Here is a 23,602-nt window from a genome sequence, read left to right as displayed (position 1 = left end):
CCCCCGGCGTCTTGACGCTGTGCGCCACGCCGATCTAATACGACGTATTAAATGGGAGGCGCCGGCGTGGCAAGCGCACGAGCCAGGCGGCAGGATGCGGCCGGGACGGTCGACGATCTGCTGGCGACGGCCGAGCGGCTGTTCGCCGAGCAAGGCGTCGAGAACGTCGCCCTGACCGCCATCGTCGCCGAGAGCGGCCAGAAGAACCGCTCGGCGCTGCATTATCATTTCGGATCGCGGGCCGGGGTGCTGGAGGCGGTGCTCGACCGCCGCCTCGCCCCCATCAACGCCCGCCGCCACGCGCTGCTGGCCGCCGCCGACGCCGAGGGCGGGGTGCTGGCCATCGTCCGCGCCGACATCGCCGCCCTGGGCCAGACCGTGGTCGAGGAGCCGTGGGGGCCGGATTACCTGTCGATCCTGGCGCAGGTCACCTTCCATCCGCAGCTGCTGGGCGAGCGGCAGGTGCGCGGCGAGAACCTGTCGGGCCTGCGGCTGGCGCGCGCGCGCATCGAGGCGGCGGCCGCCGCCGGTCGCCTGCCGGCCAGGCTGATCGCCCGGCGCATGGAATGGATGCGCGACAGCGTGGTGTTCGCCATGGCCCGCTGGGTGCGTGACACGCCGCCGGCGCAGCGCACGGCCGCGGGCATGGCGACCCTGGTCGAGGACCTGGCCACCTACGGCGCCGCCGGCCTTCTCGCCGCGCCCCCTGATCAGCCCCCAGTCGACAAGAAGACCATCGGGAGAGGACCCCAGACATGAGCATCAAGCCGCCCTCGGGAGAGGACTTCCAAGGCGTCATCGGCCGGACCTTCGCCGACTCCAAGCCCTGGTGGCCGGGGCCGAAGTTCCGCAAGGACGCGCCCAACGTGGTGCTGATCGTGCTCGACGACACCGGCTTCTCGCACTTCGGCTGCTACGGCTCGACCATCGCCACCCCGAACATCGACGCCCTGGCGGCGGGCGGCCTGCGCTACACCGGCTTCCACACCACCGCCCTGTGCTCGCCGACCCGCGCCTGCCTCTTGACCGGACGCAACCACCACGCGGTGGGCATGCGGGCGATCTCCAACTTCGACACCGGCTTTCCGAACATGCGCGGCGCCGTGCCGCGGTCCTCGGCGACCCTGGCGGAGATCCTGCGCGACAACGGCTACGCCACCTTCGCCGCCGGCAAGTGGCACCTGGCCCCGATGAGCGAGTGCACCGCCGCGGGACCCTTCACCAACTGGCCGCTGCAGAAGGGCTTCGATCGCTACTACGGCTTCCTGCAGGGCGAGACCGACCAGTTCTATCCGGAGTTGACGCACGACAACCACTTCGTCGACCCGCCCGCCGGGCCGCAGGACGGCTACCACGTGTCGGAGGACATAGTGGACCGGTCCTGCGGCATGGTGCGCGACCTGACCTCGCTGGTGCCCGAGCGGCCGTTCTTCCTGTATCTGGCGTTCGGGGCGATGCACTCGCCGCACCAGGCGCCGCAGGCCTATCTCGACAAGTATCGCGGCAAGTTCGACGCCGGCTGGGACGTGGCCCGCGACGAATGGTTCGCCCGGCAGAAGGCGATGGGCATCGTCCCGCCGGACACCAGGCTGGCCCCGCACAACCCTGGCGTCCGCCCCTGGGCCGATCTCAGCGAGAACGAGCAGAAGTTCGCCGCCCGCCTGCAGGAGGCCTTCGCCGCCATGCTGGAGCACACCGATCACCAGATCGGCCGGCTGGCGGAGTTCCTGAAATCGATCGGCCAATGGGACAACACCCTGTTCCTGGTGCTGTCGGACAACGGCGCCAGCCAGGAAGGCGGCGCCACCGGTGTGCTCGACGAGATGAAGTGGTTCAACGGCATGCGCGAGAGCGTCGACGAGGCGGTCAAGCGCCTGGACGACATCGGCGGCCCGGACAGCCACTGCAACATCCCCTGGGGATGGGCCCAGGCCGGCAACACCCCGCTGAAGTGGTACAAGCAGAACACCCACGGCGGCGGCGTGCGCGATCCGCTGGTGATGCACTGGCCGGCGGGGATCAAGGCCGCGGGCGAGACGCGCGACCAGTTCTGCCACGCCATCGACGTGGCCCCGACCATCCTCGACGCCCTTGGGATCGAGACGCCGCAGGTGGTGGCCGGCGTGCCGCAGATGCCGGTGCACGGGGTCAGCCTGGCGCCGACCTTCGAGGCCGGCGACGCCAGCCTCGAGCGCGGCGCGCAGTACTTCGAGATGCTGGGCCACCGCGGCATCTGGAAGGACGGCTGGAAGGCCGTCACCCACCACGAGCCGGGCGTGCCCTTCGACGAGGATCGCTGGGAGCTCTACCGGCTGTCGGACGACTTCTCCGAGTACGACGACCTGGCCTCCAGCCATCCCGAGAAGCTGAAGGAGATGGTCGACCTGTGGTGGGCCGAGGCGGAGGCTCACGGCGTGCTGCCGCTGGACGACCGCGGCGCCTTCGCCCTGTTCCGCGCTTCGATGCGGCCCGGCCTGCCGACCTCGCGCACGCGGTTCGTCTACTATCCGCCGCTCTCGCACCTGGTCAGCGACGCCTGCCCGCCGGTGGCGCGCGGCTGGACCATGACCACCACCCTGGAGCACCCGCCCGGCGGGGGCGACGGGGCGCTGATCGCCCGGGGCAGCGCCAACAGCGGCTTCGTGCTGATGGTCAAGGATGGGCGGCTGGTGTTCGACTACAACAGCTTCCATGACCACACCCGGCTGGTGGCGCCAGCGCCGCTGGCGCCGGGTGCGCACGAGGTGACGGTGCAGGTGGACCGCCGGCCGGACGGCGGCGGCGACATCGCGCTGCTGGTCGACGGCCAGGCGGCGGCGTCCGGACATGTGCCGCGGCTGCTGTTCCTGATCTCGTCGACCGGCATGGATCTCGGCCGCAGCCTGTCGCCGGTGACCCACGACTACGCCGCGCCCTTCACCTATCCGGGCGCCATCGCCAAGGTGGTGTTCCAGATCCCCACCGAGATGCCCTCCGGCGAGGTCAAGGCCCGGGTGCGGGCGGAGATGACCCAGCAGTAGGTCCGCCACAAACCCCGCTGTCATCCCGGAAAGGCGCGCGAGCGCCTTATCCGGGATCGCCGGAAACGCCGAGATTTGCCCGCCGTAGCGGGCGCCGGCGCTTGCCGCGGTCCCGGATATCCGCTGCGCGGATTCCGGGATGACAGAGAGGAGGGACGAGAATCCGCGGTCAGCCCGGGATCTTGTCCAGGAAGCCGGTCACCGACTTCAGCCGGTCGTTCGCCACGACGATGAAGTCGGTGCCTTCCACCACCGGCGCGGCGCCGGCGGGCCCCGCGCCCCAGCTGAAGCGCATCCTGTCGCCGTAGGTGTCGACCTTGCTGATCAGGCTGAAGCGGAAGCCGGGGAACTGCGCCTGCGCCCCGCCGATCATGGCGGCGATGCCGTCGTGGCCGGCGCCGGTCATCATGGGGTCGACATAGGCGGCGTCCTCGGCCCACGAGCCGGCGACGATCGCCCGGCGCCGCTGGGCGTCGGTCTCGTTCCAGGCGGCGATGTACTGTTCGGCGAGAGTCTGGGCGTTGCTCATCAGGGAGGCTCCTACGCTGGGACGGCGCCCTGCGCGCCGCCGACCGGAAGGAGCCTCGCCCGCTTCAGGCGGCCTGGCGATTACCCGCCAGGTCATCTGCCGCAGATCAGCGGACGGACAGCCCGCCGTCGATCACCATCTCCATGCCGGTGACATAGCGGCTGTCGTCCGAGGCCAGCCACAGCACGCCGTTGGCGATGTCCAGCGGCACGCCCTTGACCCCCAGCGGCACGGCCATCGTCGACATGGCGTCGAGGTCCGGCGGGGTGTTGGCGCCGCCGGCCGGGATGATCGCTTCCCAGATCGGCGTCTCGATGATGCCGGGGTGGACCGAGTTGACCCGCACCCCATCCTTGGCGTTGGCGCATTCCATGGCGATGGCCTTGGTGAACAGGCGCACCGCCCCCTTGGTGGCGCAGTACCCGGCCAGGGTCGGCGAGCCCTTCAGCCCGGCCACCGACGACATGTTGATGATCGAGCCGCCGTTGCCGGCCTTCCGCATCAGCGGCAGCGAATGCTTGATCCCCAGGAACACGCCCTCGACGTTGACCGCCTGCTGCTTGCGCCAGTCGGCCAGGCTCATCTCGGTGATCGACAGGGCGGTGATGGCGATGCCGGCGTTGTTGACCAGGATGTCGAGGCGGCCCTCGGCGGCGGCGATGTCGGCGATCACCGAGACCCAGCCTTCCTCGCTGGTGGTGTCCTGGTGCAGGTAGCGCGCCTTGCCGCCGGCGGCCGTGATCTCGGCCACCAGGGCCTGGCCCTTGTCGTCCTGCAGGTCGGTGATGACGACGCTGGCGCCTTCCTGGGCCAGCAGCTCCGCGCACCCGCGGCCGATGCCGCTCGCCCCGCCCGTCACCAGCGCGACCTTGCCCGCTACCCGTCCCATGTCGTTCTCCCTCTGGCGAATTCTGCTTGTCGCCATCGCTTCTACACGCCGGCGCCGCCGCGCCAAGTCTTCCCTAGCGGCAGTTCGACAGGCGTTACCCCGCCGGCCGGACGCTGTAGGTCAGGCTGGTGCGCGCGGCGCTGGCCCCGGCGCGGGCGTGGCGGAAGTGGACGTGCAGGTCGGCGACACCGCCGCTTTCCGCCGCCCGGACCAGGGTCGCGCAAATCTCCGCGTGCAGCGCCTGCCGCGAGGCCGCGTCCGGCGGCGCGCCCAGCCCCACCAGGTCCGCCTTGATCCGCTGGTAGAGCCTCTCGTCGGGCGTGCGCGCCGGCGGCGCGCCGGCGCGGTGCAGCCGCGCCAGGCCGTGGATCGGCAGGACGGCAGGCTTCACGCCGGCCTGCGTGAGACGCTGCAGTAGGTCGGCCTGCGCGGCGTCCGGGTCGGCGAACGTCTCATCGTAGCCGTCCGCCCTTCGGAAGTCGTCGGCGGCGACCAGCAGGGCGCAATCCTCGGGGCCGGGCGCCGACAGGAACATCCCCGCCTGTGGCCGGATCGCCAGCGACCGCTGCAGGCCGACGCCCTCGTCCAGGAAGAACAGCCAGGGGGCGCTGGCCGCCGCCGCGCCGAGATTGCGCGCCCGGCAAAAGCCGACCTCCGCCTCGCACGCGATCAGGGCGGCGGCGGGAGCCTGCGCCTGGAGGACGGCCGCGACGCCCGCCGCATCGCCGCCGGCGACCACCACCACCACCTGCGCCGCCGGCTGCTGCGCCGCGAGCCCCGGCAGCAGCAGCGCCAGCCGTGCGGCGGCAGAGGCCTGGACGATCAGGCTGACGACCGGGGCGCTCATGCCGTCGGCGCCGGATCGAGCTCGGCGGCATAGGCCAGGGCGCTCGACACCTCCAGATCGCCGATCCGCTCGCGGCGAAAGTGGATCTGCTGTCGCACCGCGTCGCCCTGACTGGCGGCCCGGTCGAGTTCGTTGCGCAGCGCCTCGTACAGGGCCTGACGCCCCCGGGCCGACAGCCGCTGATCCAGCCGGATCAGGTCGCGCTTGGCGTCGAGATAGAGGCAGTTCAGCGTCCAGGACAGGGCGCGCCCCCGGTCGTGAAAGCGGCTGCGCAGGGCGTCGTCGTGGGTGATCGCCGCGATGGCGTCGCCCTGGAATCTCCGACGGGCAAGCCCACGCTGCTCCAGGCGCATCAGGAAGTCCTCGTCCTCGACCCCCCAGCCCTCGAACGTCTCGTCGTAGCCACCGATGGCCAGGGCGTCGGCGCGGGGGACCAGGATCGTGCCGAACAGCTCCGGCGGCCGGGGATCGGGCAGCAGGATGGCCGGCGCGCCCATCAAAGCCGCCAGGGCAGGGGGCAGGGGGGCGTTGAACAGCACGTCCGCGTCGGCGAGCAGCAGCCAGGGCGCGCTCGCCCGGGCGATGCCGAGGTTGCGCGCCTTGGCGAGGTTGAAGGTCGGCCGGTTGCGAACGCGCACCACCAGGGCGCCCGGGACGTTCGCCTCGGCCCAGTCGCCGCAGCGGTCCGGGCAGTCGTAGTCGACCAGGATCAGCTCGGCGTCCGGCAGGTGGCGGGCGACCAGCGGCAGAGTCTGGCGCAGGTGCTCCAGGCGGCCCTTGCAGGTGATGACCACGCTGATCGACGCCACGAGCCCCCGCCCCAAGGTCCTTGCCCCAAAGTCCCTGCCCTAAGGCCTCGCCATGGGCTTGCCCCCCGGCGGAGCGCGGTGTCAATGAGGGCATGCCTTCCGACATCCAAGCCCTGACCTTCGACGTGTTCGGCACCGTGGTGGACTGGCGCTCCGGCGTGGCCCGCGAGGCCGAGGCCCTGCTGGCGCCCAAGGGCGTGAGCCTCGACTGGGGCGACTTCGCCGACGGCTGGCGCGCCCGCTACGCGCCGGCCATGGCCCAGGTGCGCAGCGGCGAGCGGCCCTGGACCATCCTCGACGACCTGCACCGCGAGAACCTGGTCGGCCTGCTGCAGGAACGGGGCGTCGGCGGCCTGAGCGACGACGAGGTCGATGAGCTGAACTTCGCCTGGCATCGGCTGGACCCCTGGCCGGACGTGGTCGAGGGCCTCACCCGGCTGAAGCGCAGGTTCATCCTGGCCACCCTGTCGAACGGCAACGTCGCCCTGACGGTGAACATGGCCCGGCGCGCCGGCCTGCCCTGGGACGTGATCCTGGGCGCCGAGATCGCCGGCGCCTACAAGCCCGAGCCGCAGGCCTACGACCGGGCGGTGGCGCTGCTGCGCCTCAAGCCCGACCAGGTGCTGATGACCGCCTGCCATACCTACGACCTCGACGCCGCGACCACCCGCGGCCTGCGCACCGCCTATGTGCACCGGCCGCTGGAGTTCGGCGCGCACATGGCCGACCGGGCCCGGCCGGCGCCTGACGCCTACGACGTGATGGCCGACAGCTTCACCGAGCTGGCGGACAAGCTGGGCTGCTGAATGCAGCCCTGACCCCTCCCTTCTGTCATCCCGGAATCGGCGCAGCCGATATCCGGGACCGCGGCAGGCGCCAGCGCTAGTCACAACTCACCAATCGCCGTTTCCGGCGGTCCCGGATCTCCGCTTCGCTCCGTCCGGGATGACAGTGGAAGTGCGAGGTGGGGGACGCGCCTTGCCGACGTCGCGCGGCCGCGTTCTCATCCCCAGATGGAATCGCCGCCGATCCGCATCGCCGGCCTGGCCCTTGTCCGGGCCGGCGCCTTGCTCGTCGTCCGCAAGCGCGGGACGGCGCGGTTCATGCTGCCGGGCGGCAAGTTCGAGGGCGGGGAGGGCGCGCTGGATTGCCTGCGCCGGGAACTGGACGAGGAGCTGGGCGTCGATGTCGCCGCGCTGGGCCTGCGCCCGCTCGGCCAGTTCACCGCGCCGGCCGCCAACGAGCCGGGGCGCAAGGTGCTGTCCAGCGTGTTCGCCGCCGAGTGGGGTTCATCCGAAACGCCTCAGCCGCGCGCTGAAATAGAGGCCGTCGAATGGCGGCCGCTGGAGGAGGAGCGGGACGACCTCGCCCCACTCCTCAGGCTTCATGTGCTGCCGGCGCTGCGCGCTCAGCCGTAGCTCTGCAGCGAGCGCACCTCCAGCGTGCCCTCGGCCTGGGCGGCGATGGCGCGCGCGGCGGCCAGCGCCCCGGCGGTGGTGGTGTAGTAGGGGATCTTCATCATCAGGGCGCTGCGACGCAGGGAGAAGCTGTCCTCCAGCGACTGCTTGCCCTCGGTGGTGTTGAACACCAGCTGGATCTCGCCGTTCTTCATCGCGTCGACGATGTGTGGACGGCCCTCCAGCACCTTCTTGACCAGTTCCGCCTCGATGCCGTTCTCGGCCAGGAAGCCGTGCGTGCCGCTGGTGGCGACGATGCGGAAGCCGCGGCCGACCAGGATGCGGATCGGCTCCAGCACCCACGGCTTGTCGGCGTCCTTCACCGAGACGAACACGCCGCCGGAGGCCGGCAGGACAGTGCCGCCGCCCAGCTGGCTCTTGGCGAAGGCGCGCGCGAAGGCCGCCCCCATGTCGTCCTCGCCGGGCCGGCGCCAGTCCAGGCCCATGATCTCGCCGGTCGAGCGCATCTCCGGCCCCAGCACGGTGTCGACGCCGGGGAAGCGGGCGAAGGGGAAAACCGCTTCCTTTACCGCCACATGGTCGTATTCGTTCACCTGCAGATCGAACTCGGAGAGCTTGGCGCCGGCCATCACCTTGGCGGCGATCGAGGCCAGCGGCTTGCCGATGGTCTTGGCGACGAACGGCACGGTGCGGCTGGCGCGCGGATTGACCTCCAGCACGAAGATCCGCGGCGCGGCCGAGTGCGGCTCCTCGATGGCGAACTGCACGTTCATCAGGCCGCGCACGTTCAGGCCCCGGGCCATCGCCTCGGTCTGCCGCTTCAGCTCCTCGATGGTCTCGCCCTTCAGCGAGAACGGCGGCAGGGAGCAGGCGCTGTCGCCCGAGTGCACCCCGGCTTCCTCGATGTGCTCCATCACCCCGGCGACGAACACCGCCTCGCCGTCGCACAGGGCGTCGACGTCCACCTCGGTGGCGCGCGACAGGTACTGGTCGATCAGCACGGGGCTGTCGCCGCTGACCTTCACCGCGTCGCGGATGTAGCGGGCCAGCTGTTCCTCGTCGCGGACGATCTCCATGGCCCGGCCGCCCAGCACGTAGGACGGGCGGATCACCACCGGGAAGCCGACGCGGCGGGCGCCGTCGAAGGCCTCCTCGGCGCTGCGGGCAATAGCGTTGATCGGCTGGGCGATCTCAAGCCGGTGCAGCAGCTGCTGGAAGCGCTCGCGGTCCTCGGCCAGGTCGATGGCGTCCGGCGTGGTGCCCAGGATCGGGATGCCGGCCTGTTCCAGCGGATGCGCCAGCTTCAGCGGCGTCTGGCCGCCGAACTGCACGATCACGCCCAGCAGCGTCCCCTTGGACTGCTCCACGGCGATCAGCTCCAGCACGTCCTCGGCCGTCAGCGGCTCGAAGTACAGGCGGTCGGAGGTGTCGTAGTCGGTGGAGACGGTCTCCGGGTTGCAGTTGACCATGATCGACTCCACGCCGATCTGGTCCAGCGCGAAGGCCGCGTGGCAGCAGCAGTAGTCGAACTCGATGCCCTGGCCGATGCGGTTGGGGCCGCCGCCGAGGATGATCGCCTTCTTCTTGTCGGACGGATCGGACTCGCACTCCGGCGGCTGGCCGAGGGAGCCGGTCTCGTAGGTCGAGTACATGTACGGCGTCAGCGCGGCGAACTCGGCGGCGCAGCTGTCGATGCGCTTGAACACTGGGCGCACGCCCAGCGCCTGGCGCGCCCCGCGCACCTGCGCCTCGCTCTGGTCGGTCAGGTGGGCCAGCCGGGCGTCGGAGAAGCCCAGCGCCTTGATGCGCCGCAGGGCGGCCGGCTCGGCCGGCAGCCCGCCCTCGCGCAGGCGCTTTTCCTCGGCCACCAGATGCTCGATCTGGCGCAGGAACCAGGGTTCATAGGCGCAGGCGGCGTTGATCTCCTCCACGGTCAGGCCGTGGCGGAAGGCCTGGGCGATCACCCGCAGCCGGTCGGGCGTGGCCATGCCCAGGGCCCGCACCACGGCGGCGCGGCCGGTGTCGGGATCGTCGGCGCCGGGGATATCGATCTCGTCCAGGCCGGTCAGGCCGGTTTCCAGGCCGCGCAGGGCCTTCTGCAGGCTCTCGGCGAAGGTGCGGCCGATGGCCATCACCTCGCCCACCGACTTCATCTGGGTCGTCAGGTAGGGCTCGGAGCCCGGGTACTTCTCGAAGGCGAAGCGGGGGATCTTGGTGACGACGTAGTCGATGCTGGGCTCGAACGAGGCCGGCGTCGCGCCGGTGATGTCGTTGGTCAGCTCGTCCAGGGTGTAGCCGACGGCCAGGCGCGCGGCGACCTTGGCGATCGGAAAGCCGGTGGCCTTGGAGGCCAGGGCCGACGAGCGCGACACCCGCGGGTTCATCTCGATCACCACCATGCGCCCGTCCGCGGGGTTCACCGCGAACTGCACGTTGGAGCCGCCGGTCTCGACGCCGATCTCGCGCAGCACCGCGATCGAGGCGGCGCGCATGCGCTGGTATTCCTTGTCGGTGAGCGTCAGGGCCGGGGCGACGGTGATGGAGTCGCCGGTGTGCACCCCCATCGGGTCGATGTTCTCGATGGAGCAGACGATGATGCAGTTGTCCGCCTTGTCGCGGACCACCTCCATCTCGTACTCCTTCCAGCCCAGCACGCTCTCCTCGATCAGCACCTCGTGCGTCGGCGACAGGTCGAGGCCGCCGGTGACGATCTCGCGGAACTCTTCCATGTTGTAGGCGATGCCGCCGCCGGTCCCGGCCAGGGTGAAGGACGGGCGGATGATCGCCGGCAGGCCGACGTCGATCTGCGCCTCCAGCGCCTCCTCCAGGGTATGCGCCACGCGCGAGCGCGGGCTCTCCAGGCCGATGGCGTCCATGGCGTCGCGGAACTTCTGGCGGTCCTCGGCCTTGTCGATCACGTCGGCCCGGGCGCCGATCATCTCGACGCCGTATTCCTTCAGCACCCCGGCGCTTTCCAGGGCCAGCGCCGTGTTCAGCGCCGTCTGGCCGCCCATGGTCGGCAACAGGGCGTCCGGCCGCTCCATGGCGATGATCTTCTTCACCATCTCCGGGGTGATCGGTTCGATGTAGGTCGCGTCGGCCACGTCCGGGTCGGTCATGATCGTCGCCGGGTTCGAGTTCACCAGGATGATCCGGTAGCCCTCGGCCCGCAGCGCCTTGCACGCCTGCACGCCCGAATAGTCGAATTCGCAGGCCTGGCCGATGACGATGGGGCCGGCGCCGATGATCAGGATGGAGTTGATATCGGTGCGTTTGGGCATCGTCTCTCGCGCGCAGGGACGGCCGCGCTTCCGAGCGCGCCGTTCGGTGGAGCAAAACTGCAGGTTAAGGCGCCCGTTTAGAGACCCTGCCGGCCCGGCGCAACCCCGCTCGGCCCCCCTTCTTGGGGAAGAGGTCGCGCGCGCCTTCCCCGATCTTCCCCTCGGGCGCGTGGGGTGCGCCCGGAGCCGGGGAGCCTGCCATGTCCACCACGTCCAGTCGCCGTGAGCTGATCGCCAGCGCCGTCGGCCTTGCCGCCCTGAGCGCGGCCCCGCCGGCGACGGCGGCGCTGCTGAACTTGCGGGGTGGCGGCGGGGGCGCGGGGCCGCTGGCGTTCGATCCGGCCATGTCCGGCGACGACCTGGCCCGCGAGGCGGTGGACGCCAGCCTGAACAAGCCATCGTTCGGCGGGACCAGCGGCACGACGCGGCTGGCGCCCTACAGTTTCCAGGTCGAGTTCGTGCATCGCTCGCGCGCCTCGGCCACCGCCCATGGCTACATCGGCGACTCGGGGCAGGCGCAGAAGGTGGTCGTCTGGACCCTGGCCGGGGCGCTGGAGGACGACGCCCTGCTGCAGTCGCTCACCGACGCCCTCTATCGCCGCTACGTCGACCGGCTGAGGGGCGCCGGCTTCGAGGTGCTGAGCCTGGACGAGATGAAGGCCGACCCGGACTTCATGAAGCTGCCGGGGTGGGATCGCAGCGGGCCGCTGGAACTGAAGGTCGGCGAACAGCACTCCAAGATCTTCGGCGCCAGCGGCCTGCCGATGCTGGCGCAGCAGAACGACCAGCGCGCCGGCTTCTTCAGCGCCCTGCCGCACTCGCTGGGACCCCTGGAGGGCAACATCGCCGCGGCGCTGGGCGCCCGCTTTGTCGAGGGGCGACTGGGCGTCGACTTCGTCAGCCTGCATTCCTCCGACCGCAAGCTGCTGTTCGGCGGGCGCGGCACGCGCGGGAACTGGGCCAAGGTCGACTCCACGGCCGCCATCGCCCTGATGCCCCAGGCCTGCTACGTCGGCGCGACGCCGGCCAGCGAGAAGAAGCGCGGCTTCTGGGGCGGCAACGCCGTGGCGCGCGCCAACCGCGCGGTGCTGCTGGGGTCCGACGGGCTCGAGGTCGCCAACACCACCACCAACGGGGACAAGGCCGCCGCCGCCATCTCGGCCGGCATCGGCGTGTTCTCGGCGATGAACGGCGTCGGCGCCTTCACCACCTCGGTGAAGCGCTACGAGGCCCGTACCACCCCGGCGGCCTATGTCGCCGAGGTCTCGCCGGCGGCGGAAGCGATGGTGGATGGCCTGGTCAAGCGGTTCGGCGAGACGCAGCCGCGGGTGTGAAGGGCCGGCGCGCACCCCTCACCCAACCCTCTCCCCCAAAGGGGGCGAGGGCTTTGAGGTTCAAAGGCTTGCACGAAAATAGCCCTCTCCCCATGCCAATGGGGAGAGGGTTGGGTGAGGGGAGCGATCGCGTGAAGCGAGCGCTTACTTGCGCCCGTCCATCAGCGCGGCGAAGCGCTGGAACAGGTACAGGCTGTCGGTCGGGCCCGGCGAGGCTTCCGGGTGGTGCTGCACCGAGAACACCGGCGCGTCCTTGACCGCCAGGCCGGCGTTGGTGCCGTCGAACAGCGAGACGTGGGTCTCCTCGACGTTGGCGGGCAGGCTGTCGCGGTCGACGGTGAAGCCGTGGTTCATGGAGACGATCTCCACCTTGCCGGTGGTCAGGTCCTTGACCGGGTGGTTCGCCCCGTGGTGGCCCTGTTCCATCTTCACCGTCCGGGCGCCCAGCGCCAGGGCCAGCATCTGGTGACCCAGGCAGATGCCGAACACGGGTGTGCCGCTGGCGACCAGGCGACGAATCTCGGGCACCGCGTACTTGCCGGTGGCGGCGGGATCGCCCGGGCCGTTGGACAGCAGCACCCCGTCCGGCTCGCGCGCCAGGATGTCTTCGGCGGTGGTGTCGGCGGGCACCACGCTGATGCGCGCGCCGATCGAGGCCAGGGCGCGCAGGATGTTGCGCTTCACCCCGTAGTCGACCACCACGACGTTGTACCGGGCGTCCTCGCCGTTCATCCAGGCATAGCCGTCCGGCCAGCTGTAGAGACCCTCGTCCCATTCGAACGGCTGCAGGCAGGTGGCGTCCTTGGCCAGGTCCAGGCCTTCCAGGCCGGACCACGCCCGGGCCTTGGCGACCAGGGCCTCGAGGTCGAACTCGCCCTTGGGGCTGTGGGCGATGACGCCGTGCGGCATGCCCTTCTCGCGGATCGCCTTGGTCAGGGCCCGGGTGTCGATGCCGGCCAGCGCGATCACGCCGCGGCGCTTCAGCCACCCGTCAAGATCGGAGTTGGCCCGCCAGTTGGCCGGGTCGGTGGGCACGTCGCGGAAGATCGCGCCGCGGGCGGCGGTCTCGGCCGCGCCCGACACCTGCTCGACGTCGTCGGAATTGGTTCCGACGTTGCCGATGTGGGGGAAGGTGAAGGCGACGATCTGGGCCATGTACGAGGGATCGGTGAGGATCTCCTGGTAGCCGCTCATCGCCGTGTTGAAGCAGACCTCGCCCACCGCGTCGCCTTCCGCGCCGGCGCCGAGGCCCTGGATGATGGTGCCGTCCGCCAGGGCGAGGACCCCGGTGACGCCGGGCAGCAGGTCGTGCGACATCGCGGGAGTTCCTTCCGTGCGGGCAAACGGCCGCGTAGGTAGTGATTCTGGCCGGCCGGGTCAACGCGCCACCCGCCGCGGCGGATGGACCCGTCAGGGCGCGTCAGGAGGAGAGCCGATGCTGGCCTTACGCCCGAACTGCGAATGCTGCGACAAGGATCTGCCGGCCGCGGCCGCGGACGCGCGCATCTGCACCTTCGAATGCACCTTCTGCGCCGACTGCGCGGAGAGCCGATTCGGCGGCGTCTGTCCCAACTGCGGTGGCGATCTGGTCGCCCGGCCGATCCGTCCGCCGGCGATGCTGGCGAAGTATCCGGCCCAGGCCGAGCGCTTCACCAAGGCCCATGCCCAGTGCGGCACGGCCGCCTGACCGAAGTCGCGCACCGGACGGCTACCTGCCGGGCCGCGCCAGGATCACGAAGCCGTACTTCCTGAAGATGGCGGACGCCTCGGGCCCCTGCAGGAAGCCGAGGAAGCGGCCGGCGGCCGGGTTGTGCGAGGCCAGCACCAGGGCCGCGGGATAGACGATCGGCGGGTGGCTGGCGTCGGGGAACAGGCCGACGATGCGCACCTTGGGTTCGACCTTGGCGTCGGTGTCGTACACCACGCCCAGCGGCGTCTCGCCGCGCGCCACGAAGGCCAGGGCGGCGCGCACGTTGTCGGCCGGCGCCAGCCTGTCCTTCACCTGGTCCCAGACGCCGAGCGCGGTCAGCGAGGCGCGGCCGTACTTGCCGGCCGGCACGTCCGGACCGGCCATGGCCAGGCGACCGGCGCCCAGGGCGCGGGCGATGGGAAAGCCCCTGGCGATGCGCAGCATCAGGTGAGAATCGGCCGGCGCGATCAGGGCCAGGTGGTTGGTCAGCACGTCGCGGCGGGTGGCGGCGACGATCAGGCGCTTCTGGTCCAGATAGGTCATCCAGTCGGCGTCGGCGGAGACGAACACATCGGCCGGCGCGCCCTGTTCGATCTGCCGGGCCAGCGCCGAGGAGGCGCCGTAGGAGATCCGCGGCGCCGCGGCGCCGTGCGCCGCATAGGCCTTGCCCACCTCGTCCATGGCGTTCTTCAGCGAGGCGGCGGCGAACACCGTCACCGGGGCGTCCGCCCGGGCCGGCGCGGCGAGGCTGGCGGCGCCGACGGCGATGATCAGGGCGAACAGGGACAGAAGGCGCTTCAAGAAACCGCTCCGGCATGAGGTCTAGCCATATACGGTGAAACATAGCGTGCCGGTGGGGAATGACCATGGCAAAACATCCGCGGCGGCGCCGGTTCCGGCCTGCCCGCGAAGGTGGTAGCGGACGGGGATGAGCATCACCACGGTCGGTCTCGATGCCGACGACACCCTCTGGCACAACGAGACCATCTTCCGCCTGACCCAGGACCGCTTCGTCGGCCTGCTCTCGCCGCACGCCGACGAGCCTTCGGTGCGCGAGCATCTGGCTGCGGTCGAGCGGCGCAACCTGCGGCTCTACGGCTATGGGGTGAAGGGCTTCACCCTGTCGATGATCGAGACGGCGATGGAGCTGGCGGACGGCGCCGACATCACCGCCGCCGTGCGCGAGATCCTCGCGGCGGGCCGCGAGATGCTGGCCCACCCGGTCGAGCCGCTGCCGGGGGTGCCCGAGACGCTGGCCATCCTGGCCGAACGCTACCGGCTGGTGCTGATCACCAAGGGCGACCTGCTGCACCAGGAGAACAAGCTGGCCGCCTCGGGCCTGGGCGACCTGTTCTCGGCGGTGGAGATCGTCTCTGAGAAGGACCGCGCCACCTACGAGCGGGTGTTCGAGCGGTTCGGCACCGGCGCCGCGGAGGCGGCGATGGTCGGCAACTCGATGAAGTCGGACGTGCTGCCGGCGATCGAGGCGGGGGCCTTCGGCGCCTACATCCCCTATGTGGTCACCTGGGCGCACGAACTGGCCGACGCGCCGGAGGATCACCCCCGCTATGCGGAACTTGCGGCGTTCACCGAACTGCCGGCATGGCTGGAGCGGATGCAGGGGGAGGCCAAGTGATGGCGCAGGACGTGGCCGGGCGGCCCTGGTGGCAGGGCGCGGTGATCTATCAGGTCTATGTGCGCAGCTTCTTCGACAGCAACGGGGACGGGCAGGGCGACCTGCCGGGGGTGCTGGCCAAGCTCGACTACATCCAGGCCCTGGGCGTGGACGCCATCTGGCTGTCGCCGATTCACCCGTCGCCGAACCGGGACTGGGGCTATGACGTCGCCGACTTCGACGGGGTGCAGGGCGACTACGGCACGCTGGACGACTTCAAGGCGCTGCTGGACGCGGCGCACGCGCGCGGCCTGCGCGTGCTGCTGGACGAGGTGCTGGCCCATACCTCCGACGAGCACGCCTGGTTCCTGGAGAGCCGCAAGGGCGGGGAGAAGGCCGACTGGTACGTCTGGGCCGATCCGCAGATCGACGGCACGGCGCCCAACAACTGGCTGTCGGTGTTCGGTGGCCCGGCCTGGTCGTACCAGCCCGACCGGCGCCAGCACTATCACCACAAGTTCCTGCGCCAGCAGCCCAAGTTGAATTGGCGCAACCCGCAGGCGCGCGCGGCGGCGCTGCGGGTGCTGGAGACCTGGCTGGAGCGCGGGGCGGACGGCTTTCGCCTGGATGTCGCCAACGCCTATCTGCACGACGAGGCCCTGACCCCCAATCCGTCGGTGCCGCCCGCCGAGCGCACGGCGTACAACTGGAGCCACGCCTCGAACCTGCAGCACCAGCGCTACGACGCCAATCTGCCGGAAAACATCGCGGTGCTGGACGAGATCCGCCGCCGGGTGGACGCCTTTGACGATCGCTTCGTATTCGGCGAATTCTCGGAGGAGGCCGAGCGCGCCGGCGGTTTCGCCGCACCCGACGAGGGGCTGCACGCCGGCTACAGCTTCCCGCTGTTGATCGCCAACCGCCTGTCGCCGGACTTCATCCTGAAGCACTTCGCCAACCTGGCGCGGCATCCGCGCCACTGGCCGTGCATCTCGTTCTCCAACCATGATGTCACCCGGACGGTCAGCCGGTTCGGCGACGGCGGCTCGAACCCGGCCCTGGCGCGGCTGATGCTGGCCCTGCTGGTGACCCTGAAGGGCACCACCCTGATGTACCAGGGCGAGGAACTGGGGCTGCCGGAGGCGGACCTCAAGCGCCATCAGCTGCGCGATCCGGTGGGCGATCTTTACTATCCGGTCGCCAAGGGGCGGGACGGCTGCCGCACGCCGATGCCCTGGCAGGCGGATGCGCCCGCGCATGGCTTCACCCGCGGCGCCCCCTGGCTGCCCGCGGCGCCGGAGCACGATGGCCTGACCGTGGACGTGCAGGAGGCCGACGCCGGCTCGACGCTGAACTTCGCCCGCCACGTGATCGCCCTGCGCAAGGCCTCCCCGGCGCTGAAGTGGGGCCAGATCACCTTCCTCGACGCGCCTGCGCCGATCCTGGCGTTCGCCCGCGAGGCCGACGGCGAGATGGTGGTGGCGATGTTCAACATGAGCGGCGAGTCCGCCAGCTGGCCCGAGATCCCGGGCGGCGAGCTGCTCAGCATCACCGGCGAGGTGCTTGACGGGGTCTTTCAGCCCTATTCGGCCCTCATCATTCGCACCTGATCGTTCGCGCCTGATGTCACAGGCTTGAGGTCGGTCTCGTCTTCCCCACGAAACATGAAGGGGAAGGCGATGAAACGTACGCTGGCCGGTCTGCTGGCCCTGGTCTTCGGCCTCAACGGCCTGGTGATGATCTTCGCCGGGCTGTGGTGGTACGGCGTGGTTCCGGGCGTGGTGGCGACCGGCCCCTACAACCCGCACTTCGTCAAGGACATCGGCTCGATCTACCTAGTGTGCGCCGCCGCGCTCGCATGGCGCGCCGCCCGACCGCTGGCGGGGCAGGGCGCGCTGGTGGCCGCCGCAGCCTTCCAGGTGTTGCACGCCCTCGTGCACGTGACCGACGCGGCCGTGTGCGGCAGCCCCGTGGCGGCGCTGGTGCGCGACACCCCCGCCATCTTCCTGCCGACCCTGATCACCGTCTGGCTGGCCTGGCCGGCCCGCAAGAGCTGAAGGAGACCTGTCATGCTGAAAGCCATCTTCAGGCGCCAGATCGACGCCTTCGAACGCGACTTCAACTACGACGCCGGCTACATGCGCGACCTGCTGGACGCCAGCTCCTGGAAGTTCCTGCGCTTTTCGGTCGTGCCGGCCCTGGGCCGGGGCAAGTCGGCGCCGGCAGAAGCGGTGGCGGCGGCCGGGATCGTCGGGACCCTGGCGGAAGACTGCGGCCCCTGCACCCAGATCGGCGTCGACATCGCCGCGCGCGGCGGGATCAAGCCGCAGATCCTGCGCGCCATCCTGGCCGGCGATCTGGCGGCCATGGGCGAGACCGCCGCGCTCGGCTATCGTTTCGCCAAGGCGGTGCTGGCCCGCGATCTGGAGGAGGCCGATCCCCTGCGCGATCAGATCCTGACCCGGTGGGGCAAGGCCGGGCTCGTCGACATCAGCCTGGCCCTGACCACGGCGCGGATGTACCCGACGCTGAAATACGGCCTGGGCCACGGCAAGGCCTGCTCGCGCGTGCTGGTGGCGGGGGAGACAGCGCCCTTCCACAAGCCGCTCGCCGAGCCCGTCGCCGCATGACCCCCACCGACATCTTCGAAGGCGAGCGGCGGCGGCTGATCCGGCTCGCCTACCGCATGCTGGGCTCCCTGGCCGAGGCCGAGGACGCGGTGCAGGACGCCTGGCTGCGCTGGAGCGCGGTCGATCCGGCCGGCATCGATGCGCCACAGGCCTGGCTGGTGCGCGTGATCACGCGCCTGTGCCTGGACCGGCTGAAGAGCGCCCGCGCCCGGCGCGAGACCTATGTCGGCCCCTGGCTGCCCGAGCCGCTGGTGGAGGAGGTCACGGCCGATCCGCTGGAGCGCGCCGAGGACATCTCGGTCGCCTTCCTGCTGGCGCTGCAGCGGCTGTCGCCGCTGGAGCGGGCGGTGTTCCTGCTGCACGACGTGTTCGACCAGGACTATGCCGCCGTGGCCGACAGCCTGGGCCGCAGCGAACCGGCCTGCCGCCAGCTCGCCGCCCGCGCCCGCCAGCACGTGCGCGACGCCCGGCCGCGCTTCCAGGTGTCCGAGGAGGAGGCCGGCCGGCTCGCCGGGGCCTTCCTGCAGGCCGCCGCGTCCAACGACATGAGCGCCATCGCCAGCCTGCTGACCGAGGACGCCGTGCTGATCAGCGACGGCGGCGGCAAGCGCAAGGCGGCGCTGCGGCCGATGATCGGCCGCGAGGACGTACTGACCCTGCTGCGGGGACTCGCCTGGCGGCACGAACGCTGGGCCGACCTGGAGACTGCCCGCGTGGTCCGCATCAACGGCCTGCCCGGACTTGTGCTGCAGATGGACGACGGGCCGGCCACGCTCTCGCTCGAAGCCTCCGGCGACGGCCGCATCTCGGCGATCTACATCGTGCGCAATCCGGAAAAGCTCAGCCGCATCAACCGCTAGCCGCCGGTCGCCTCCAGCATGGCGCTCAGCAAGGCTTCGGCGCGGATCGGCTTGCCGAGGTGCGCGTCGGCGCCGGCCGCTTCGGAGGCGGCGAGGTCGTCTTGCGAGGTGTTCGCCGACAGGACGATGATCGGCAGTCGCGCCGCGCCGCTGTCGGCCTCGGCGCCGCGGATGAGGCGGATCGCCTCGAGCCCGTCCATCACCGGCATCTGCAGGTCCATCAGCACGATGTCGAAGCCGCCGGCGTTCAGGGCGTCCACCGCCTCGCGGCCGTTCTCGACGCTGACCACCTCGGCGCCGATGGCGTCCAGCATCAGCTCCACCACCTTGCGGTTGGTGGGGTTGTCGTCGGCCAGCAGCACGCGCAGAGGCGGGGCGTCGGCCAGACTGGCCTCGGCGGCGGCGGGCGGCAGGGACAGGATGACGGAAAAGGTCGAGCCCTCGCCCGGGCGGCTGCGGGCGGTGATCTCGCCGTCCATCAGCTCGGCCAGCTGACGGCAGATGGCCAGGCCGAGCCCCACGCCGCCATGCTGGCGGGTGGCGGAGGTGTCGCCCTGCTCGAAGCGGCCGAACAGCCGCTCGGCGTCGGCCTCCTCGAAGCCCACCCCGGTGTCGGTGACCTCCAGCCGCCAGCGGGTGCGGCCCTCCTCGAAAACCGGGGCGACCGAGACCTGAACCCCGCCCTCGGGGGTGAACTTCAGGGCGTTGCTGAGCAGGTTGGCGAGGATCTGCCGCACCCGCTCGGCGTCGCCCACCACCTGCCCGGCCACCCCTTCCGACAGCCGCAGGTTCAGCGCCAGCTTCTGCGCCTCGGCGCGCGGGCGGTAGGCCTCGATCGTGTCGCGCACCAGCGCCGGCAGGTCGAAGGGCGCGGCGTTGATGGCCAGGCTGCCGGCGCCCAGGCTGTTGTAGTCCAGCAGGTCCGAGACCAGCCGGTTGAGCCGCCCCGCCGACTGCAGCACGCCGCTCACCAGTTCGCGCTGTTCGTCGGACAGCGCCGTGCGCGACAGCACGTCGGCCAGGCCCATCACCCCGTTCAGCGGCGTGCGCAGTTCGTGGCTGACCTTGGCGAGGAATTCGGACTTGGCCTTGCTGGCCGCCGCGGCGTTCGCCAGGGCGTCGGTGAGGGCGATGGCCTGGGTTTTCATCGCGGTGATGTCGATGCGCAGGCCGATCACCCCGCCATCGCTGGTGCGGCGCTCCTCGATCAGCACCCAGCGGCCGTCCTTCAGGCGCTGTTCGTGCCGCTGACCCGGGTTGCGCAGCATCTCCAGCCGCCGCCCCAGCCACTCGTCCTCGTTGCCGATCGCCTCGGGATAGTCGCCGCGGGCGACGCCGATGCGCAGGGTGTCCTCCAGCTTCGCGCCGGGGGCGAACAGGTCGGCCGAGCGGTGGTAGATCTCGGCGTAGCGCTGGTTCCACAGGATGTACCGGCCCTCGGAGTCGAGGAACACGATGCCTTCGGGCAGGGCGTCGAGGGCGGCGGCGAGGCGTTCCTCGGCGAGGCGCGCATCGGCCTCGGCCCGGCGGACGGCCAGATGCGGGAACAGGGCGCCGGACAAGGCGGAGCCAAGCCGGCCCAACAGGCCTCGCTTCGGCACGCTCCCCCGCACAGACCCCATGACTACGCCCAACGCTCCTTGGAGCGAATCCCCCGACCGCCGCCACCTTGCCGCCCGCAGGTTGAGCCCTTTGGTGACGGGCGCGTCACCCGCGCCGCATTCCGGCGCGGCGCCTGGGTTTTGGGCGACATCGATCGCCGGCGCCGCCAAATCGGACAACGGCCGCCGCGAGCCGCCTGCAGCAGGCGTGGACGGCGGCGGCCGGATCGCCGAAAAGGGGAGCGCAACCTGCGGCGTGCGCGGGATGCCGGGGGCCTCGATGTCGATTCCGCAAGATACGCCGGGCCCCGCGCCCGGACCCTGGGGAGCGGCCGCGCCGCAGACCGGGCCGGACCCGTCGCCCAACCCGAACCGCTCGATCAGCGGGCTGGCCATGGGCCTGATCACCGTCTGGGCGGCCACCTGGGCGGCGCTCGGCCTGATGCCGCAACCCCCCAAGGTGCTGACCTTCGCCTTCGTCATCAGCGGCTGGATCCTGGCGCTGTCGGCGCACGAGTTCTGCCACGCCTGGGTCGCCGACCGTGGCGGCGACACGACGGTGGAGGGGCGCGGCTATCTGACCCTCAATCCCCTGAAGTACGCCGACCCGTTCATGAGCATCGTCATCCCGGTGCTGGTGCTGGCGATCGGCGGCATCGGCTTTCCCGGCGGCGCGGTCTACCTGCGGCCCGACCTCATGCGCAGCCGTCTGTGGCGCTCAGCCGCCTCGCTGGCCGGGCCGGGCGGCACCCTGGCGGTGCTGCTGGGTCTTTCGGCGGCCATGGCGCTCATGCAGGCGACCGGCTTCTCCGGGGCGGCCGGGCCGGCGGTGGCGCTGCTGGCCTTCCTGCAGGCCACGGCCCTGGTGCTGAATCTGCTGCCGATCCCCGGGTTCGACGGCTTCGGCGCCCTGCGGCCGTACATCCCGCCCCGGGTGCAACTGGCCCTGCTGCCGGTGCAGCGTGTGGCCGCGCTGCTGTTCATCGCCGCCCTGCTGTGGTTCCCGCCGCTCAGCGTCGTGCTGTTCGGCGTCGCCGAGCTGCTCTGCGCGCTGCTGGGCATCTCGCCGCAACTGATCCTGGACGGGCTGAAGAGCTTCCAGTTCTGGAATTGAAAGCGCCTTCGCGCCTATCATCGTCCGTGCGCTTCGACGACCGCTTCCTCGACGAGCTGAAGAACCGGCTCCGCCTGTCCGACGTGATCGGCAAGACGGTGAAGCTGCGGCGGCAGGGGCGCGAGTACGTCGGCCTGTCGCCGTTCACCAAGGAGAAGTCGCCGTCGTTCTTCGTCAACGATGACAAGGGCTTCTTCCACGACTTCTCGTCCGGCAAGCACGGCGACCTGATCGGCTTCCTGCAGGAGACCCAGCGGCTGACCTTCGTCGAGGCGGTGGAGCAGCTGGCGGCGGAAGCCGGCATGGCCCTGCCCGAGCCCGATCCCCAGGCGGCGGCGCAGGAGAAGAAGCGCCAGGGCCTGGCCGACTGGCTGGACGCCGCGGCCGCCTGGTTCGAGGCCGAACTGCGCCGGCCGGTGGGGCGGGCGGCCCGGGAGTATCTGGAGCGCCGCGGCCTGCCGGAGAGCGAGTGGGCCCGCTTCCGTCTGGGCTTCTCGCCCGCCGGGCGCACGGCGCTGAAGGACTATCTGGTGGCCAAGGGCGCCCGCCCGGGCGAACTGGTCGAGGCGGGGCTGCTGATCGCGCCGGAGGACGGCGGCGCGCCCTACGACCGGTTCCGCGACCGCATCATCTTCCCGATCACCGACGGGCGCGGGCGGATCATCTCGTTCGGCGGCCGGGCCATGGATCCGGAGGCGCGGGCCAAGTACCTGAACGGCCCGGACACCAGCCTGTTCGACAAGGGGCACGTGCTCTACGGCCTGCCGGAGGCGCGCAAGCTGCTGCACGCCGGCGGGGACGGCGCCATCCTGGTGGTGGTGGAAGGCTACATGGACGTGATCGCCTGCCAGCGATCCGGCATCGCGGGCGTGGCGGCCATGGGCACGGCGCTGGGCGAGGCGCAGATGGAGATGCTGTGGCGGCTGCATCCGGAGCCGGTGCTGTGCTTCGACGGCGACCGGGCCGGCAAGCTGGCGGCCAGCCGGGCGATGGACCGCGCCCTGCCGCTGCTGAAGCCGGGGCGCAGTTTCCGCTTCGCCGCCGTGGTCGGCGGCAAGGACCCCGACGACGTGCTGCGCGAACAGGGGGCGGCGGCGCTGAAGAGCCAGCTGGCCGCCGGCGCGCCGTTCGCCGAGATGCTGTTCAACCGCGAGCGCGACGCCGAGCCGCTGGACACGCCCGAGCGCCGCGCGGGCCTGAAGCAGCGCCTGCGCGCCGCCGCCGCGTCGATCGCCGACAAGGACCTGGCCCAGGCCTATCGCGACGACCTGCTGCGGCGCTACGACGGCCTGTTCGCCCCCCCGTCGCGGGGCGGCGGCGAGGGGAGGGGGCCGCGCGGCGGCGGCCGGGGACGCAATGGCGGGCGCCGTGGACCGTGGCGCGAGGACGAGGGCAGCCTCTATCCGACGCCCCAGGGGGTGGCTGCGGCGAAACGCCTCGCCGGCAGCCTGGGTGCGGCGCCAGCGGCGCTGGCCAAGCATGCGATCGCCGATCCGCATGTACTGGATGAGCATCTCGAGGCGCTGGAGGCGTACGGCTTCGGTGATCCGGCCCTGGATCAATTGGCCAAGGAAATCATCCGCCTGCGGCTGGAGGCGGAACATCTTGACACCGAGGCGCTGCAACGCCATTTGGCGGCTACAGGCTTTAGCGCGCTGTTGACTGACATCGACCGGGCCGCACCGCATTCGGGCGCGCCCTTCATTCAATCGGATGTCACCCTCGCAACCGCCAGAGCCCAGTGGTCGCATGCCTTCGCCGTTCTGAACCGGCTGGCTGCGCTGGAGCAGGCGTTGACGGCCGCCAAGCACGACTTGGGGGACGGAGCGACGTCGGGTGCGTCCGGCACAGCGGTGTTCATGACGTTGAAGACCGAGCGCGACGCACTGAGGCGGGCGGTAAGACTGGGAACGATTTGGATAGAAGACGGGTCCTGATTGAGGCGAACGCCTTGACTCCGCCCGG

21 protein-coding genes are annotated in these 23,602 nt (G+C 71.0%); 13 read left to right on the top strand and 8 right to left on the bottom strand.

Translation table 11 applies throughout. The features are described from left to right. The first annotated feature begins 66 nt into the window (after positions 1 to 66). Positions 67 to 759, top strand: a complete 693-nt coding sequence (locus tag ACO2Q3_RS03390; RefSeq protein ID WP_423305028.1) for a TetR/AcrR family transcriptional regulator — start codon at positions 67 to 69, stop codon at positions 757 to 759. Further along, positions 756 to 3,020, top strand: a complete 2,265-nt coding sequence (locus tag ACO2Q3_RS03385; protein WP_423305027.1) for an arylsulfatase — start codon at positions 756 to 758, stop codon at positions 3,018 to 3,020. The genes ACO2Q3_RS03390 and ACO2Q3_RS03385 overlap by 4 nt, the downstream gene beginning before the upstream one ends. Positions 3,021 to 3,189: 169 nt before the next feature. On the opposite strand, the gene ACO2Q3_RS03380 is transcribed toward ACO2Q3_RS03385, so the two are convergent. From ACO2Q3_RS03380 to ACO2Q3_RS03365, 4 genes are all read right to left on the bottom strand, one after another. Then, complete coding sequence (locus tag ACO2Q3_RS03380) at positions 3,190 to 3,549, bottom strand: nuclear transport factor 2 family protein (protein WP_423305025.1); 360 nt, start codon at positions 3,547 to 3,549, stop codon at positions 3,190 to 3,192. A gap of 106 nt (positions 3,550 to 3,655) precedes the next feature. Then, positions 3,656 to 4,438 carry an SDR family NAD(P)-dependent oxidoreductase gene (locus tag ACO2Q3_RS03375; RefSeq protein ID WP_423305024.1) on the bottom strand — a complete coding sequence of 261 codons (783 nt, stop codon included), beginning with the start codon at positions 4,436 to 4,438 and terminating at the stop codon, positions 3,656 to 3,658. A 94-nt stretch (positions 4,439 to 4,532) separates the two neighbouring features. Continuing rightward, on the bottom strand, positions 4,533 to 5,285 hold the full coding sequence (locus ACO2Q3_RS03370) for a glycosyltransferase family 2 protein (RefSeq protein WP_423305023.1): 753 nt from the start codon (positions 5,283 to 5,285) through the stop codon (positions 4,533 to 4,535). After that, positions 5,282 to 6,094 carry a glycosyltransferase family 2 protein gene (locus ACO2Q3_RS03365; RefSeq protein ID WP_423305022.1) on the bottom strand — a complete coding sequence of 271 codons (813 nt, stop codon included), beginning with the start codon at positions 6,092 to 6,094 and terminating at the stop codon, positions 5,282 to 5,284. Before ACO2Q3_RS03365 ends, ACO2Q3_RS03370 begins: the two co-directional genes overlap by 4 nt. 92 nt (positions 6,095 to 6,186) lie before the next feature. Between ACO2Q3_RS03365 and ACO2Q3_RS03360 the strand changes: the two genes are divergently transcribed. Next, a complete protein-coding gene (locus ACO2Q3_RS03360) occupies positions 6,187 to 6,900 on the top strand; it encodes a haloacid dehalogenase type II (RefSeq protein ID WP_423305021.1) in 714 nt (237 codons plus the stop codon). A gap of 207 nt (positions 6,901 to 7,107) precedes the next feature. After that, positions 7,108 to 7,512 carry an NUDIX hydrolase gene (locus ACO2Q3_RS03355; RefSeq protein WP_423305020.1) on the top strand — a complete coding sequence of 135 codons (405 nt, stop codon included), beginning with the start codon at positions 7,108 to 7,110 and terminating at the stop codon, positions 7,510 to 7,512. On the opposite strand, the gene carB is transcribed toward ACO2Q3_RS03355, so the two are convergent. Continuing rightward, entirely contained in the window at positions 7,503 to 10,793 is a 3,291-nt protein-coding gene (gene carB, locus ACO2Q3_RS03350; protein ID WP_423305019.1) for a carbamoyl-phosphate synthase large subunit, read from the bottom strand. The genes ACO2Q3_RS03355 and carB overlap by 10 nt on opposite strands. Positions 10,794 to 10,993: 200 nt before the next feature. Between carB and ACO2Q3_RS03345 the strand changes: the two genes are divergently transcribed. Beyond that, positions 10,994 to 12,127, top strand: a complete 1,134-nt coding sequence (locus ACO2Q3_RS03345) for a hypothetical protein (protein WP_423305018.1) — start codon at positions 10,994 to 10,996, stop codon at positions 12,125 to 12,127. 144 nt (positions 12,128 to 12,271) lie between these two features. Here the strand turns inward: ACO2Q3_RS03345 and carA are convergent, their stop codons facing one another. Further along, on the bottom strand, positions 12,272 to 13,444 hold the full coding sequence (gene carA, locus ACO2Q3_RS03340) for a glutamine-hydrolyzing carbamoyl-phosphate synthase small subunit (protein WP_423305017.1): 1,173 nt from the start codon (positions 13,442 to 13,444) through the stop codon (positions 12,272 to 12,274). A 118-nt stretch (positions 13,445 to 13,562) separates the two neighbouring features. On the opposite strand from carA, the gene ACO2Q3_RS03335 reads away from it, so the two are divergent. Then, a complete protein-coding gene (locus tag ACO2Q3_RS03335; RefSeq protein WP_423305016.1) occupies positions 13,563 to 13,814 on the top strand; it encodes a DUF1272 domain-containing protein in 252 nt (83 codons plus the stop codon). 21 nt (positions 13,815 to 13,835) lie between these two features. Here the strand turns inward: ACO2Q3_RS03335 and modA are convergent, their stop codons facing one another. Continuing rightward, a complete protein-coding gene (modA, locus tag ACO2Q3_RS03330; RefSeq protein WP_423305015.1) occupies positions 13,836 to 14,618 on the bottom strand; it encodes a molybdate ABC transporter substrate-binding protein in 783 nt (260 codons plus the stop codon). 127 nt (positions 14,619 to 14,745) lie between these two features. Between modA and ACO2Q3_RS03325 the strand changes: the two genes are divergently transcribed. The 5 genes from ACO2Q3_RS03325 (at position 14,746) to ACO2Q3_RS03305 (ending at position 18,922) form a co-directional block, all read left to right on the top strand. Further along, positions 14,746 to 15,453, top strand: coding sequence for an HAD family hydrolase (locus ACO2Q3_RS03325; RefSeq protein WP_423305014.1), 708 nt, complete (start codon positions 14,746 to 14,748; stop codon positions 15,451 to 15,453). Further along, entirely contained in the window at positions 15,453 to 17,042 is a 1,590-nt protein-coding gene (locus tag ACO2Q3_RS03320; RefSeq protein ID WP_423305012.1) for an alpha-glucosidase, read from the top strand. Before ACO2Q3_RS03325 ends, ACO2Q3_RS03320 begins: the two co-directional genes overlap by 1 nt. A gap of 69 nt (positions 17,043 to 17,111) precedes the next feature. Next, a complete protein-coding gene (locus tag ACO2Q3_RS03315) occupies positions 17,112 to 17,489 on the top strand; it encodes a hypothetical protein (protein ID WP_423305010.1) in 378 nt (125 codons plus the stop codon). A gap of 12 nt (positions 17,490 to 17,501) precedes the next feature. Then, positions 17,502 to 18,062, top strand: a complete 561-nt coding sequence (locus ACO2Q3_RS03310) for a hypothetical protein (RefSeq protein ID WP_423305009.1) — start codon at positions 17,502 to 17,504, stop codon at positions 18,060 to 18,062. Continuing rightward, positions 18,059 to 18,922: a sigma-70 family RNA polymerase sigma factor gene (locus ACO2Q3_RS03305; protein WP_423305008.1), complete on the top strand. Its 864-nt coding sequence runs from the start codon at positions 18,059 to 18,061 to the stop codon at positions 18,920 to 18,922. Before ACO2Q3_RS03310 ends, ACO2Q3_RS03305 begins: the two co-directional genes overlap by 4 nt. Here ACO2Q3_RS03305 and ACO2Q3_RS03300 read toward each other — a convergent pair. Beyond that, the gene (locus ACO2Q3_RS03300) at positions 18,919 to 20,484 is read right to left on the bottom strand and encodes an ATP-binding protein (protein WP_423305007.1); all 1,566 of its coding nucleotides are present in this window, start codon (positions 20,482 to 20,484) and stop codon (positions 18,919 to 18,921) included. The two genes, ACO2Q3_RS03305 and ACO2Q3_RS03300, sit on opposite strands and share 4 nt — an antisense overlap. 319 nt (positions 20,485 to 20,803) lie before the next feature. On the opposite strand from ACO2Q3_RS03300, the gene ACO2Q3_RS03295 reads away from it, so the two are divergent. Next, a complete protein-coding gene (locus ACO2Q3_RS03295; RefSeq protein ID WP_423305006.1) occupies positions 20,804 to 21,637 on the top strand; it encodes a site-2 protease family protein in 834 nt (277 codons plus the stop codon). A gap of 26 nt (positions 21,638 to 21,663) precedes the next feature. After that, positions 21,664 to 23,574: a DNA primase gene (gene dnaG, locus ACO2Q3_RS03290; protein WP_423305005.1), complete on the top strand. Its 1,911-nt coding sequence runs from the start codon at positions 21,664 to 21,666 to the stop codon at positions 23,572 to 23,574. Positions 23,575 to 23,602 lie beyond the last annotated feature (28 nt).

Source organism: Caulobacter sp. KR2-114, assembly GCF_049446115.1.
GTDB lineage: Bacteria > Pseudomonadota > Alphaproteobacteria > Caulobacterales > Caulobacteraceae > Acaudatibacter.
The sequence above is the reverse complement of the archived record's forward strand: the minus strand, read 5'-3'. Positions and strand labels throughout refer to the sequence as shown.

Coding starts and splice junctions, on each gene's coding strand:
- ACO2Q3_RS03335 (WP_423305016.1), top strand. CDS start 13,563: ATGCTGGCCTTACGCCCGAACTGCGAATGCTGCGACAAGGATCTGCCG.
- carA (WP_423305017.1), bottom strand. CDS start 13,444: ATGTCGCACGACCTGCTGCCCGGCGTCACCGGGGTCCTCGCCCTGGCG.
- ACO2Q3_RS03385 (WP_423305027.1), top strand. CDS start 756: ATGAGCATCAAGCCGCCCTCGGGAGAGGACTTCCAAGGCGTCATCGGC.
- ACO2Q3_RS03355 (WP_423305020.1), top strand. CDS start 7,108: ATGGAATCGCCGCCGATCCGCATCGCCGGCCTGGCCCTTGTCCGGGCC.
- ACO2Q3_RS03295 (WP_423305006.1), top strand. CDS start 20,804: ATGTCGATTCCGCAAGATACGCCGGGCCCCGCGCCCGGACCCTGGGGA.
- ACO2Q3_RS03310 (WP_423305009.1), top strand. CDS start 17,502: ATGCTGAAAGCCATCTTCAGGCGCCAGATCGACGCCTTCGAACGCGAC.
- ACO2Q3_RS03380 (WP_423305025.1), bottom strand. CDS start 3,549: ATGAGCAACGCCCAGACTCTCGCCGAACAGTACATCGCCGCCTGGAAC.
- ACO2Q3_RS03345 (WP_423305018.1), top strand. CDS start 10,994: ATGTCCACCACGTCCAGTCGCCGTGAGCTGATCGCCAGCGCCGTCGGC.
- ACO2Q3_RS03370 (WP_423305023.1), bottom strand. CDS start 5,285: ATGAGCGCCCCGGTCGTCAGCCTGATCGTCCAGGCCTCTGCCGCCGCA.
- ACO2Q3_RS03315 (WP_423305010.1), top strand. CDS start 17,112: ATGAAACGTACGCTGGCCGGTCTGCTGGCCCTGGTCTTCGGCCTCAAC.
- ACO2Q3_RS03320 (WP_423305012.1), top strand. CDS start 15,453: ATGGCGCAGGACGTGGCCGGGCGGCCCTGGTGGCAGGGCGCGGTGATC.
- ACO2Q3_RS03360 (WP_423305021.1), top strand. CDS start 6,187: ATGCCTTCCGACATCCAAGCCCTGACCTTCGACGTGTTCGGCACCGTG.
- ACO2Q3_RS03305 (WP_423305008.1), top strand. CDS start 18,059: ATGACCCCCACCGACATCTTCGAAGGCGAGCGGCGGCGGCTGATCCGG.
- ACO2Q3_RS03375 (WP_423305024.1), bottom strand. CDS start 4,438: ATGGGACGGGTAGCGGGCAAGGTCGCGCTGGTGACGGGCGGGGCGAGC.
- ACO2Q3_RS03325 (WP_423305014.1), top strand. CDS start 14,746: ATGAGCATCACCACGGTCGGTCTCGATGCCGACGACACCCTCTGGCAC.
- carB (WP_423305019.1), bottom strand. CDS start 10,793: ATGCCCAAACGCACCGATATCAACTCCATCCTGATCATCGGCGCCGGC.